Below are 12,808 nucleotides of genomic sequence, written 5' to 3'. Positions count from 1 at the left end.
CCGTGTTTCCACAGTGAGGATTTCACCGGTCCGTCGCCTGCGGACAACCAGGCTCCTCGGCAGTTGCGTGATCGATCAGCCCGGAAAGCGCCAGATACCGACGCGCCGCATAGTCCGCCCGAAATGGTCGAATAGCATTTTCCGGAATCTGTGGCGAGTGGCCGTCGGTCAGCGCCATTTCCATCGCGTCCGCGAGCGCAGCGACATCACCGACAGGCACGAGTCGGCCCCAGGCACCGTCTGCGAGGATCTCCCTCGGTCCACTCCGACAATCGGTGGACACGATCCGAAGGCCGAGACCGAGCGCTTCCGCTACCACGTTGCTCATTCCCTCGGAGCGGGATGAGAGCACGAACAGATCGGCACGGGCCATCCACGCGTACGGATTTTCCGCGTAGCCGGCCAGGTCCACCTCGTTCTCTATCCCAAGCTGCCGGATCCGCGCCTGCAGCGCGTGGCGCTGTGCCCCTTCCCCGATAATAATCAGCCGACAGTCAATCCGTCGCCGCAATCGAGCGAACGCCTCGACCAGCGTGGCGTAGTCCTTGACGAGCGCGAGGTGGCCGGCACTGAGAATGACCGGGCATCCCCGATTGTGGAACCACCGGTGGTCGACCGGTTTTCGAGCCCGTTCGGGCAGGTCCTGCATCAGGACGCCGTTGTAAATCGCATGGATCGGAACTCCCCGCAGTCCCACGACGTCGCGCAATTCCGCTGCGAGCCCCCGCGAAACGGCGACCACGTCATCGGCATGCCGATATATCCGGCGGATTTCCCGAAGACGTTCGTTTCGGCGGTGTGCCCGTTCCGGGCGCACGCTCACCGTCGGGGAACTGTGCACAGTCAGGACACATCGCGCCCGGACACCCGGGAGTCGTTTCAGATACGCAACGACCAGATTGGACAGGTGCCCCGTGCCAATGACAATACGCGGTCGACATCTGCGCTCGTACCGCCAGAGTCGAAGCAATGTCGACCACTTGCTATTCGTACCAAGATCGAGAAAACAAGTATCGGCCGGCGCTTCATCAGCGTAAAACATGGTCGAGTCGCGGAAGCCAACGACGTCGACGCGGTAGCCCCATTGCTCCCAGCAACGGATATAGTTCATCAACAGGCGCGCAACGCCACCGGCGGCCTCGAACGTGCCGAACACGGCAATATCGACACGACGACGATTCATTTGCCCGATCCTTGCACGGACGGCAGTTCAAACATGGGAGCGCAACGCAGCCATCCCGTCATTCGTCACTCCCCATGCGTAGTCGACCGGTATCGCCGTCTACAGTGGACGTGACCTCCGCCGCATCGCGCAACGCCGAAGCCCGGGACCGCGCACTCCGGAAATAGGTCGCGCATGTGAACGTCATAACGATGACGTAGAGCGCTGCACCGGTGGAATTCCAAAAGCGCACCTCGAAGAGAAGGTCACCGAAGTGGCTCAGCAGCGCGCCGGCGATTCCGAGTGCCAATGCCAACTCGCGATCGACAACAATCACCCATCCCAGACCGCGCCACACGACCCAGCTGTGCGCGAGTATCCACAGTATCGCCCAGGGGAGGCCCATCGCCACGGCGAGATTGATGTACGTATTATGGTAATTACCGTATCCCCAACCCTCTTGGCCCCAGATCTGCTGGAGGGCATCGCGCACTGAGGCGGGACCGATACCGAGCAGCGGGTGCGCAGCAATGTCGGCCCCTCCCTGAAGGATCATGCGTAGGCGAATCGCCCACGACCCGCCGATTTCAGAATCGAACCGCCCATCGACAAGAGCTGCGACCACGTCGGCATCAGCAAGGAGTCGATCCATGACCGCATCCCGGAAAAGAATCACGATCACGATCAGGAAAAGCAACCCGGCGGCCAAAACGCTCGGGCTGGAAGTCCGGCGGGCCGTTCCTTCCGTGCGCTGCCATCGCCACAGAATGACGGCAAGCACCCCGAGCCCCGCCAGCGTCACCAACCACGCGGAACGCGAGGCCGACAGAACCAGGCAGACCGCACTGCTCCCCATTAGCGCACCGCCGATTACGAGAACGGACCAGCGCTTACGCGCGCCCCCATCCGCCCAGTGTTCCCTACACCACGCGATGACCCCGATCGCGATGAAAAACATGACGCTTGCGGTAGCACCAAGCTCTTGTACCGGGCCGATTGTCCCGGCAGCGCGCTGGGCGATCATACCCCACTCCGCCTTAAAGTAGATGAACGCCCCGGCGATCAATATCAACACGAACGGACCGCGCCATCGCCACTGTTCACACAGCAGCCAACCGAAGAGGAGCGGTATCAGCAGCGAATAGCGTGCGTGATGCCACACGGAGTCAAGCGCCTCGCCATCGCCCGACCCTGCTACAACCGCCGGATCGAACCAACCACGAAGCAGGACGGCCGCCCACAAAATCAGTGCAAACCATACGGCGGGGAAGGACAAAAAGCGCGCAATGCGCTCGCGGCCCTCGGCCAGGAACGCGGCGAGGCCGATCACGAGGCTAAGATAGAACGCGGGCGGGCTGCGCAAGCCGAACAACAGAAGCAGGGCCAAGGCCGCCAGAGCCGCAGGTGCCGCGAAACGAGTCCTCGTCACCCGCGCCAGGCGCATTGCCATCATACTCACGGCTCCTGCCCCCCGGATGTTGATACCCCAACACAAGTGTTGATGTCAGCGATGCTCATCGACCGCCCATCCGGCGATCCGAACTCACCTCGTTCCCGGTCGCCGATTCCCGCTCTGCGGCGTGCGCCAATACGTGATCCCCCGGACCGTTCTGCAGTAGTTCATCGGCCACGGCAGTCAGCCTCGCCCATTCCCGTTCATAGTGGCTTTCGATTCGATCGCGCATGCCGTGACTTTCGAGCAAGTCCCAGTCGCGGTATACGATCCGGTCGAAACCATGACGAATAAGGTTCGTGCGGAGCTGTCGCCCAAGCGAAAGCAGCCGGGGCAGGGAGCCATCAGCCGGCGTATCGGCGGCGGACGCCGGCGGGGCCGCGGGCGCACTGCGGACACCCCGGAAGAATAAATGAATGGCGAGTGCAGAGAACGCTCGGTTGCCACTGACACGTGCCGGAGCAGGCGGCAGCACGTCGATTCCGAGGGCCTCGGCCAAGCGTGCATACACGGCATCGGGAGATCGGCGCAGATCCTCCTGGCGAAACAGATAAACACTCTCAGCGCCGAAGCACTCGGCATAAGCGCGGTATATCTCCAGGAAACGAAGAGTCATTGCTTCGATCGTGCGTGCGCCGTAGACGCGTCGGCCGACCCGCGCCCTGAAATCGCCGTCATAGAAATTCAGGAAGCGCTCGATCGGGATTCCCTTGCCCTTGACCAGAGACTGTCGATACGCCGACTGCAGCCAGTCCGACTGACGCCGCACGAAATACAGGATCCGCGCATCGGGGAACAGATGACTGACAAGGTCGAGATTCGCTTGATAGTCCACGTGACTGCTGTACATATCCCCCGAAATCGAAGGGTCGGATAACACGAGCGTCCGCCCGCCGGCCTCTTGGCGGACTTTCTCAGCGGCACGCTTGGCGGCCGCCGCCCAGTCTGGATCCCGGGGATGCCGCACGGCCTGGCGAAGATCATGGAACAGGGGTTCAGGGTTGACCAGGAACTGCTCGTCATCCAGTTGCCGAAAGACCGCCCGCTGAAGAAACCGGGTCGCGGTCTTGTGCAGCCCGATATGGATTACAATCCGCGAGAACGACATTCGCTACAGCTTCTGTCAAAAGAGCGAAGGATACCGCCCCGTTTGAGCCATGGCCAGCCAGCAGGGCACCGACACTTGGTTGGGAGACGAACTCGGAAAGTGCTACCTTTCCAGCAACCTATCTTGTCCGCCTGTTCTTGGAACCTAAATGGCGTCGCCTGAGCGGAAACCCGATCTCGCCGTCCTGATGTCCGAAATTGGTAGTGGCGGCATGGGCAAGATGCGGATTAACCTGATGAACGCGCTCGCCGAGGCCGGTTACACGGTGGATCTCGTGCTCGGCAAGCACAAGGGCGAGCACCAGTTGCCCCTGAACCCGAGCATTCGCGTGGTAAGACTCGGCACTACGCATGCCGTGTTCGCGGCACCTTCCCTTGCACTGTACCTGCGACGGAGCCGTCCGAAGGCCCTGCTCAGCCAGCGAATCCGGGTCACCGTACTGGCGCACCGGGCCCGCGCCCTAGCGCGTGTGTTGACGCGCATCTACGCGACCGGGGACACCCACGAATCCCGCTCGGTATCGTCATACCCCCCGCGGGAACAACGCAAGCGCCTGGCACGCATTCGCAAGTATTTTGCGCGCAATGACGGCATGATAGCCGTCTCCCACGGCGTGGCGGAGGATCACGCCGCGCTGATGCGGTGGCCCGTCGAGGCGATTCACATCATCCCGAACCCGGTAATCACGCCCGGGATCGAGGAACTAGCCCGCGAACCGGTCGACCACACTTGGTTCCAGGACGACGGTCCGCCGGTCGTACTCAGTATCGGGCGGCTGGCGGAACCGAAGGATTTCCCGACCCTGATCCGCGCCTTCGCCCTGTTCCGGCAGCAGCACGCCGCCCGCCTCGTCATCCTCGGAGAGGGCCGCTTGCGCGGCACGCTTGAAGCGCTGGCACGGGAGCACGGCGTAGCAGCCGATATCGACATGCCCGGGTTCGCGGACAATGTGTACGCTTATCTTTCCCGAAGCCGCATGTTGGTGATGTCGTCGGCATGGGAGGGGCTCGGCAACGTCTTGATAGAAGCGATGGCCGTCGGCACTCCCGTCGTTTCCACGAACTGCCCGAGCGGACCATCCGAGATCCTTAAGGATGGGCGTCTGGGACCACTGGCCCCCGTTGGCGATGCCGCTGAACTCGCGCGTTCGATGACAGAGGCCTGGGATGACCCCGTGGACCCCGACACACTGCGACACTCTGCGCATGAGCGCTACTCCGTCGCGCGTAGCGCGGCAAGCTACATCATGGCCATGGGTCTGGATCGAACGAACGAACGAACGAACGAACGAAACATGAAGCCCGCGCGGGCCGGGGCCAGACAAGTTCGTAACCGGAGCATCTGACAAGCAAATATAACGGGCGCAGGCCTTCATGCCGCTGCCGGTCAACGCAGGACGTCGTTACCCGTCGCGGGGCCCCGGGTGGACATATCGGAAACGGCGGGCTCGACGGCCGGGAACGCGTAACGGTCCACCCGCAGTGCATGGAGGCGTTCGGCCAGCGCGCCATAGCGCTCCAGGTCGAGGCGGGCCTCGATGCGGCGACGTCCGGCGACATCGAACAGTTCGCGGAAACGGGAGCGGGCGGCGCGCGGCGGCGCGACATCGACTTTCTCGACGGCCGCTTCCGTGGCACCGCTCTCGACATTGAGACCGCATTCGTGCGCGAGGCGCGTGAGTTCGCGATGCGGGTAATGGATCAGGTCTTCGTAGAAGACGAAGCTGTGCCCGCTGCGCCCGAAACAGCGTGCATGCACGGCCAGCGCGCGATTCCAGCACTCGATGGCGCTGCGCGCATCGTTGGCGCGGCTGTAGCGGCCGCGTTGCCTGGCCGTCTGGGCACAGTGGGAGGCGACCACGTCGCGGCCATCGCGAATGACATGGACGATGCGCAATCGCGGAATGAGGCGTTCGAGCGGGCGTGCCTGAAGGGCGAGGCCGGGCGTGTGTTCGACCCAGCTGCGGCAACCGGAGGCCAGGGCCACACGATCAAAAGTCGCGACGGTGCCGGCAAAGGCGGTTCGGAGACGGGCCTCGCGCGGCGGCAGGGTCGGTGCGTCGGCCGCGCATTCGGCGTAAGCGCGGTCGAGCAGTTCCCCGAGCCGCCGACGCTCGCGCCCGATCGACAGGCCGACCATGGTCCAGGGTCGATAGCGACGCGGCTGCCCGGACAGTTCGGAGAATACGCCGCTCTCGCCGAAGTCGTACACGCCCGGGTAGCCGCCGAGCAGGCGGCGCACCAGGCTGCCGCCAGAGTGCGGTCCGGCCAGGACGAGCATCCGACGTTTGATCGCGCTTGCGGGGATACGGGCGGGGGTTGGAGCGGTGGTATTCAAGGTGTTTTCGGCATGCCGGTTGGCGTACGGGGCCACCGTTGAACCGGTGACGGGGCCATCGTGTCAGTCACTGTCCATATCCGTGCGTACGTATTCGGCGCCGCAGTAGAGGCACTTGCCGAAACCCTCTTCATCGAGCGCGATGTAAATGCGCGGATGCGAGTTCCACAGGCTGCTCCCGGGCAGCGGACACTGGATCGGCAGATCAGCGGCGGTCACCTCGTAGCGGTTCTCGTCGTTGGGCATGCGCAGGCCCTGCTGCTTCGCTGTCTCTGGATTCGGCATCGCGGATGACTCCTTCTGCTGGCGCGCCAAGGCACATCTGATCGTTGTTGTCCCGCGCGTTCAACCGCATTCCTGTAGCTCGGGTGTCACCCGACGCTGGCAAGCCGCTGATCTGTCGGGCTAAAGCCCGACCTACGGCCGTCTGCGCTCCATGGCGCACGGTAATCAGCCCAGAATACCACGGGGTCGCCCGCGCAGCGTTGCCCGTGGCCGGACAGGCTCCTAACGGACCGGCGTCAGCCAGTCCGGATACTGGCTGCGGCGGCCCTCGACCTGATCGAAATACATCTGCTGCAGGCGCTCGGTCACCGGCCCGCGCCGCCCCGATCCGATCGTGCGCCGGTCGATCTCGCGGATCGGGGTCACCTCGGCCGCCGTGCCCGTGAAAAACGCCTCGTCGGCGATATAGACCTCGTCCCGCGTTATTCGTTTCTCGACCACGGGCACGTCGATCTCCTGCGCAAAGTGCAGGATGGTGTCACGCGTAATGCCATTGAGCGCGGAGGTCAGTTCGGGCGTGTACAGCGTGCCGTCGCGCACGACGAACAGGTTCTCGCCGCTGCCCTCGGCGGCATAGCCGTCGACATCGAGCAGCAGCGCCTCGTCGTATCCGTCCGCGGTCGCTTCGCCCAGCGCGAGCATGGAGTTGATGTAGTGCCCGTTGGCCTTGGCGCGGCACATGGACACGTTCACATGATGGCGCGAGTAGGACGAGGTGCGCACGCGAATGCCGCGCTCGATACTCTCGTCACCGAGGTACGCGCCCCAGTGCCATGCCGCGACGATGCAGTGGACCTTCAGATTGTCGGCGCGCAGACCCATGCCCTCGGAGCCGAGGAAGCACATCGGGCGGATGTAGGCGGATTCGAGCCCGTTGTCGCGGACCACGGCCTTCTGGGCTTCGTTCAGGGTCTCGGCGTCCCAGGGGATGGTCATGCCCATGATCTTCGCCGAATCGAACAACCGCCGGGTATGCGCGTCCAGCCGAAAGATCTGGGCGCCCTGTTCGGTTTTGTACGCCCGTACGCCCTCGAAGACGCCCATGCCGTAATGCAGGGTGTGGGTCAGTACATGGACGCGGGCCTCGCGCCATGGGACGAATTCACCATCGAACCAGATGGTGCCGTCATGATCATCGAAGGACATGCGCCCCTCTCCCGGAATCAGTGGGTTACTGTTCGTTGACCGCGCCGCCCATCCGGCGCTCCCAGAGCGCGGCGATCGTATCGACATAAGCGGCAAGCTCGTCGTCCGGCTCTACCACGGCCGGCTCGTCGAGCAGGGCAAGGCGATGGATACGGGTACGGAAGCCCCGGTATGCGTCGGCCAGCAGACGCGCCTCGTCGGCATCGAGGTGGTCATGCGCGGCCAGCGCCTCGATCAGACGGATATTATCGGTATATTCGGCCAGCGCGGGTGTCGCGCAGGCCCCGGCCAGCACGCCGTATTGGACCATAAATTCAATATCCGCAACACCGCCGCGGTCCTGCTTGAGATCGAACCGGTCGCGGCCGCCGCGGGCGAGTTCCCGACGCATCCGCTCCCGCATCGAGACCACCTCATCGCGCAGCGTATCCGGATCGCGCGGGCGCTGCAGCACCTCGGCACGCACGGTCTCGAAACGCGTCGCCAGGGTTTCGTCACCGACGACCATCCGCGCCCGCACGAGCGCCTGGTGTTCCCAGGTCCAGGCGTTCTCGTGCTGATAGCGGGTGAATGCATCCAGCGTGCTCACCAGCATGCCGGCCGAGCCGTTCGGGCGCAGGCGCGTGTCGATCTCGTAGAGCACACCCGCCGGCGTCGGCGTATTGAGGAAATGGATGATGCGCTGGGCGAGACGCGCGAAGAAGGTGGCGTTGTCCAGTTCGCGCTCGCCGTCCGTGCCCAGATCCTCGCCCTCGGCGTCGTACAGGAATACGAGGTCCAGATCGGAACCGTATCCGAGTTCGATACCACCCAGTTTGCCGTAGGCGACGATACCGAACGCCGGTTCGCGCTCCACGCCGTCGAGCCGGGAACGCGGCCGGCCATAGCGGGCAACGGTCTGGTTGTAGACCAGGCGATGAACGGCTTCCAGCACCGCCTCGGCGATCCAGGTCAGATAATCGGAAACCCGCATCAGCGGCAGCCGTCCCGTGATATCGACGGCGGCGACCCGCAGCACGTTGGTCTGCCGGACGCGGCGCAGCGCGTCCATCTGCGCCTCCAGGTCGTCGCTGTCGACGCCGACCAGCGCCTCCTCGATCTCCGCCGCGACCGCAGCGCGATCGAGCGGCTCGTAGAGCGAATCCGGATCGATCAGCTCATCCAGCAGGATCGGGTGACGGGTCACGAAGTCCGCAATCCAGGCGCTCGCCGCGCACAGCTCGACCAGGCGCCGCCGGGCGGCGGCGTTCTCGGCCAGCAGGGAGAGATACACGCTGCGCCGGGCGACGGCCTCGATCAGCGCCAGCAGGCGTCCGAGCGTGCGGCCGTTTGCGGCCACGGCGGCGACGTCGGCCAGCAGCAGCGGCATCAGTGTGTCCAGCCGGGCCCGCGCCGTCGCGCTCAGCGTGCGGAAACGACTGGACTGCTGCAGCGTCGTCAGCCGGCGGCGCACGTCCGCCGGCTCGCTGAAACCGGCCTGTGCCAGCACCGCTTCGGCCTCGTCTTCGGCGAGTTCCGCTTCCCAGACGGGGCCCAGCCCAGCGTCGACTCCGTCATCAGCGCCCTCACCCTCCGGCCCTGGCAGGTTGAAAACCTCGTTGAAGCAGGCCTGTACCCGCCCCGTGTGATGGTCGAGTTCGCGCTTCAGATCGGCCTCATCCTCCAGCCCCAGCACCCAGGCCAGCCAGGCGCGGCCGTCAGGATCGCGCGGCAGCGCATGGACGCGTTCATCCGCACGCGCCTGCAGCCGGTTCTCGACGCGGCGCAGGAAGCGGTACGCGGCGGCGAGATCCGCGATCACTTCGCTCGGCAATTCCCCGAGCTGATCGAGCGCGCCCAGGATACCGAGCAGCGAGCGCTGGCGCAGGCGCGGCTCGCGCCCGCCACGGATCAACTGGAAGGCCTGGGCGACGAACTCGATCTCGCGGATCCCGCCGCGGCCGTACTTGACGTTGCCGTGAAGGCCCTTGCGGGCCATTTCCCGCTCAAGTCGCGCCTTGAGATCACGCAGAGACTCGAAGGCACCGAAATCGAGGTACCGGCGGAAGACGAACGGCCGCAGGAGTTCTTCGACCGCCTGCACGGAGACCTGGTCGCCGCTGATCGGGCGTGCCTTGACCAGGGCGAAGCGCTCCCACTCGCGCGCCTGCGTCAGCAGATACTGCTCGAGCTGCGCGGTATGCATGACCAGCGGGCCACTGGTGCCGAACGGCCGCAGCCGCATGTCGACGCGGAACACGTAGCCGTCGGCCGTGCGCTCGTCGAGGATCCGGATCAGCCGTTGGCCGAGCCGCATGAAGTACGCATCGTGCTCGAGCGGCCGATCGCCGTCGGTGGTCCCCGGTTCGCCGTAAAGCAGAATCAGGTCGATATCGGAGGAGAAGTTCAGCTCGCCGCCGCCGAGCTTGCCCATCCCCAGCACGACCAGCGACTGCGGCTGTCCGGCCGCATCGCGCGGCACCCCATGACGGGCCTGCGCCCAGACCTCCAGGCGGGCCAGCGTGACCCGGATACAGGCATCGGCGAGTGCCGACTGGGCCGCCAGGGTCGCGTCGATCGTGGCCTGGCCGGTGAGGTCGCGCCAGGCGATACGCGCGCTTTCGAGGGCGCGAAACCGGCGCAGCGCACGCATCAGGCCAGGCTCGTCTTCCGCGTCGATGAGCGTAGCCGCGACCGTCTCTTCCAGTCGCCGGGCCAGCGCATCGGCGTCGCCCGGTGCAGGCATACCCGCAGCGGCCAGTTCCGCGAACGCCGCCGGCTGCCGCTCGGCGACCCGGGCCACGAACTCGCTGGCCCCGAACACCGCACGCGCGGTGTCGCACCACGGCTCGTCGGTCGGCACCCCGGCGTCGCGCACCGAAGCCGCCGCGGCGACCGCGTCGAAAGCGCGCTCACCGGCGTTGGCGACCGGCGCGGGCGGCGGCCGCAGCAGCGGGTTGGACGACAAGCGGTCGGGGTCAGGGCTCATGGTGGCGCGATTATCGCAGCCGGCGGGAAGCACGGACAGGATCGCGTCCCGTTGCCATGGTGCCGGTCATTCACGAAGCGAGGCGGCATCCGTACGCACAGGGACACGATGAGGGGCTCGATCAGGGCCTGGATGTCGTACATGCGTCCCCGTCAGGACGCAAGCTGTGTCAGGGGCCTGAGGATCAGTATGGTAAACGGCCGGGGTCGGCCTCAGCGGCGGTCGCGGCCGTCGTCACGGTTGCGGACACGGATGACGAGGTCCATCCCCTCGATCTCGGTGCCGCTCGGCAGTCCGGGATCGCCATCGATCTGAACGCTGCTGGCGGGGATATCGGTCAACTGACCGCTGTCGACGTTATACAGGTGATGATGATCGCGGGTGTTCGAGTCGTAGAACGTCCGGCCGGGCTCGATCAGCACCTCGCGCACGAGGCCGCGCCGCACGAACAGACCGAGCGTGTTGTAGACCGTCGCCTTGGATACATGCCCGTAATCGGCATTCACCTTCGCCAGAACCTGCTCCGCGGCCAGATGCTGGGCGCGCTGGAACAGCAGGTGCGCGATGTCGATGCGCTGCTGGGTCGGAAGGATCCCGTGGCGCTCAAGCAAGGCGCTGACCTGGTCGCGGTTCAGCGGAAAATTGTGGATTGGCTCGATCATTGCGAAGAAATTATAGCACGGCAGTGCCATTGGGCTCACACGGCAGAATTCGCATGCGCGCCATGAACCGGATGCATTGGCGGCAGGCGGCAGGTTTGTAGGCGCGTTTTCGCCGAAGGCGAACGCACGCATTTGGAGGTTCGGCGGGATCAGGCGCTTCTGGCGGGCTACGCGCATTCGACCGGTGCGGTGGCTCCGGTCGAAGACGCGCCTACGGCGTATGGAGCCGTTGGCGGTGCCGATCCGTCTTAGCGGGCACGATCGCGAGCAAGCTCGCTCCTACAGGGGCTTTGGGGGAGCGTAGGCCGCCGCAATACGTGAATTGGTTTGCTTCGCGACCTTGGCGAACTCCGCGCCTCTGCGAGAAAAAACGACAGCGCCGGAACCGCCCGAATCACCCACCCAGCCATGGAACGATCGGCTGGCGATAGGGGTCATGAGCCTTCAGGCGTTCCCCGTTCCGTGCACCTGCACCCGGCTCTCGCTGGCGAAGTCGACCATGCGCTGGACCGAGCGCAGGGCCTCGACCCGGACGTCCTCGGGGACGGTGACCTCGTTGAGGCCGTACTCCAGGGTATTGGCCAGGTTGCCGAGGCCGTTCATCGCCATCCACGGGCAATGCGCGCAGGAGCGGCAGGTCGCGCCTGCACCGCCGGTCGGGGCGTCGATGAAGCGCTTGCCGGGCGCGGCCTGCTGCATCTTGTGGAAGATGCCGCGGTCGGTGGCGACGATGAACGTGTCATTGGGCAGTTCTTTGGCCCCGCGGATCAGCTGCGTGGTCGAACCCACCACATCCGCCATCTCGATGACGTCGGCGGGTGATTCCGGATGGACCAGCACGCCCGCATCAGGGTACGCGGCCTTGAGCTTGTGCAGTTCGCGCGCCCGGAACTCGTCGTGGACGATGCAGGACCCCTGCCACATGACCATGTCCGCACCGGTCTCGCGCTCGATATACCGGCCCAGATGGCGATCCGGCGCCCAGAGGATTTTCTCGCCGCGATCATCCAGATACTCGACCACATCGAGGGCGATACTGGAGGTGACGACCCAATCGGCCCGCGCCTTCACCGCCGCGCTGGTATTGGCGTAGACCACCACCGTGCGGTCCGGGTACTGGTCGCAGAACGCGGCGAATTCATCGGCGGGGCAACCGAGGTCGAGCGAACAGGTGGCCTCCAGCGTCGGCATGAGCACGCGTTTTTCCGGATTGAGGATCTTCGCGGTCTCGCCCATAAAGCGCACGCCGGCCACCACCAGCGTCTGCGCCGGGTGGGCATTGCCGAACCGCGCCATCTCGAGCGAGTCGGACACCGTCCCGCCGGTCTCATCGGCCAGCGCCTGGATCTCCGGATCGGTGTAGTAATGGGCCACCAGGACCGCATTTTCGCGCTCAAGCAGCGCTTTGATCCGCTCGACCAGCGCCGTGCGTTCATCATCGGAGCGATTCGGGTGCGCACGCTCCACTTCCGCAGTCAGCGGCACGGTCCGGGCACGTACGACCGGATCGTCCAGCATACCGTTCATTGCGATTTTCCCCCACGGCGCCCGCGCGGGGCCCTGCCCGCCGGATATCGACTTGCTCATCAGCTTCAATGTGCGGCCATGCCAGCGGGGATGCAAGCCCCCGCATACGCGTGTGATAGCGGTCCTCGCCGGACCGGCTTGGCGCCCGCCGCGCCGACCG

The 12,808-nt window shown here is 65.2% G+C and carries 10 protein-coding genes; 1 reads left to right on the top strand and 9 read right to left on the bottom strand.

Features of this window, described 5'->3' with window-relative positions; translation table 11 throughout:
- Nucleotides 1-22: 22 nt before the first annotated feature.
- The 3 genes from A0W70_RS04260 to A0W70_RS04250 all read right to left on the bottom strand — a co-directional run bounded on the left by A0W70_RS04260 (nucleotide 23) and on the right by A0W70_RS04250 (nucleotide 3,723).
- Nucleotides 23-1,183: a glycosyltransferase gene (locus tag A0W70_RS04260; RefSeq protein WP_067560810.1), complete on the bottom strand. Its 1,161-nt coding sequence runs from the start codon at nucleotides 1,181-1,183 to the stop codon at nucleotides 23-25.
- A 58-nt stretch (nucleotides 1,184-1,241) separates the two neighbouring features.
- Nucleotides 1,242-2,615 carry an O-antigen ligase family protein gene (locus A0W70_RS04255; RefSeq protein WP_067560808.1) on the bottom strand — a complete coding sequence of 458 codons (1,374 nt, stop codon included), beginning with the start codon at nucleotides 2,613-2,615 and terminating at the stop codon, nucleotides 1,242-1,244.
- A 61-nt stretch (nucleotides 2,616-2,676) separates the two neighbouring features.
- Nucleotides 2,677-3,723 carry a sulfotransferase family protein gene (locus A0W70_RS04250; RefSeq protein WP_067560806.1) on the bottom strand — a complete coding sequence of 349 codons (1,047 nt, stop codon included), beginning with the start codon at nucleotides 3,721-3,723 and terminating at the stop codon, nucleotides 2,677-2,679.
- Nucleotides 3,724-3,934: 211 nt separating this feature from the next.
- Between A0W70_RS04250 and A0W70_RS04245 the strand changes: the two genes are divergently transcribed.
- Entirely contained in the window at nucleotides 3,935-5,068 is a 1,134-nt protein-coding gene (locus tag A0W70_RS04245; protein ID WP_175443065.1) for a glycosyltransferase, read from the top strand.
- Between the two features lie 41 nt (nucleotides 5,069-5,109).
- Here A0W70_RS04245 and A0W70_RS04240 read toward each other — a convergent pair whose 3' ends face one another.
- The 6 genes from A0W70_RS04240 to nadA all read right to left on the bottom strand — a co-directional run bounded on the left by A0W70_RS04240 (nucleotide 5,110) and on the right by nadA (nucleotide 12,648).
- Nucleotides 5,110-6,060, bottom strand: coding sequence for a sulfotransferase (locus A0W70_RS04240; protein WP_139150717.1), 951 nt, complete (start codon nucleotides 6,058-6,060; stop codon nucleotides 5,110-5,112).
- 63 nt (nucleotides 6,061-6,123) lie between these two features.
- Nucleotides 6,124-6,345, bottom strand: a complete 222-nt coding sequence (locus A0W70_RS04235) for a zinc-finger domain-containing protein (RefSeq protein WP_067560800.1) — start codon at nucleotides 6,343-6,345, stop codon at nucleotides 6,124-6,126.
- A 222-nt stretch (nucleotides 6,346-6,567) separates the two neighbouring features.
- Nucleotides 6,568-7,491 carry a branched-chain amino acid transaminase gene (locus A0W70_RS04230; RefSeq protein ID WP_067560798.1) on the bottom strand — a complete coding sequence of 308 codons (924 nt, stop codon included), beginning with the start codon at nucleotides 7,489-7,491 and terminating at the stop codon, nucleotides 6,568-6,570.
- A 25-nt stretch (nucleotides 7,492-7,516) separates the two neighbouring features.
- Nucleotides 7,517-10,459, bottom strand: coding sequence for a bifunctional [glutamate--ammonia ligase]-adenylyl-L-tyrosine phosphorylase/[glutamate--ammonia-ligase] adenylyltransferase (glnE, locus tag A0W70_RS04225; protein WP_083330773.1), 2,943 nt, complete (start codon nucleotides 10,457-10,459; stop codon nucleotides 7,517-7,519).
- 212 nt (nucleotides 10,460-10,671) lie between these two features.
- Entirely contained in the window at nucleotides 10,672-11,121 is a 450-nt protein-coding gene (locus A0W70_RS04220) for a Fur family transcriptional regulator (protein WP_067561555.1), read from the bottom strand.
- 444 nt (nucleotides 11,122-11,565) lie between these two features.
- Nucleotides 11,566-12,648: a quinolinate synthase NadA gene (gene nadA, locus A0W70_RS04215; protein WP_083330772.1), complete on the bottom strand. Its 1,083-nt coding sequence runs from the start codon at nucleotides 12,646-12,648 to the stop codon at nucleotides 11,566-11,568.
- Nucleotides 12,649-12,808: the final 160 nt, after the last annotated feature.

The organism is Halofilum ochraceum (assembly GCF_001614315.2).
Taxonomy (GTDB): Bacteria; Pseudomonadota; Gammaproteobacteria; order XJ16; family Halofilaceae; genus Halofilum; species Halofilum ochraceum.
The sequence above is the reverse complement of the archived record's forward strand: the minus strand, read 5'-3'. Positions and strand labels throughout refer to the sequence as shown.

What these genes read in the sequence shown, in the direction of transcription:
- A0W70_RS04260 (WP_067560810.1), bottom strand. Translation starts at nt 1,183, where the DNA reads ATGAATCGTCGTCGTGTCGATATTGCCGTGTTCGGCACGTTCGAGGCC.
- A0W70_RS04255 (WP_067560808.1), bottom strand. Translation starts at nt 2,615, where the DNA reads ATGATGGCAATGCGCCTGGCGCGGGTGACGAGGACTCGTTTCGCGGCA.
- A0W70_RS04250 (WP_067560806.1), bottom strand. Translation starts at nt 3,723, where the DNA reads ATGTCGTTCTCGCGGATTGTAATCCATATCGGGCTGCACAAGACCGCG.
- A0W70_RS04245 (WP_175443065.1), top strand. Translation starts at nt 3,935, where the DNA reads ATGGGCAAGATGCGGATTAACCTGATGAACGCGCTCGCCGAGGCCGGT.
- A0W70_RS04235 (WP_067560800.1), bottom strand. Translation starts at nt 6,345, where the DNA reads ATGCCGAATCCAGAGACAGCGAAGCAGCAGGGCCTGCGCATGCCCAAC.
- A0W70_RS04230 (WP_067560798.1), bottom strand. Translation starts at nt 7,491, where the DNA reads ATGTCCTTCGATGATCATGACGGCACCATCTGGTTCGATGGTGAATTC.
- glnE (WP_083330773.1), bottom strand. Translation starts at nt 10,459, where the DNA reads ATGAGCCCTGACCCCGACCGCTTGTCGTCCAACCCGCTGCTGCGGCCG.
- A0W70_RS04220 (WP_067561555.1), bottom strand. Translation starts at nt 11,121, where the DNA reads ATGATCGAGCCAATCCACAATTTTCCGCTGAACCGCGACCAGGTCAGC.
- nadA (WP_083330772.1), bottom strand. Translation starts at nt 12,648, where the DNA reads ATGAACGGTATGCTGGACGATCCGGTCGTACGTGCCCGGACCGTGCCG.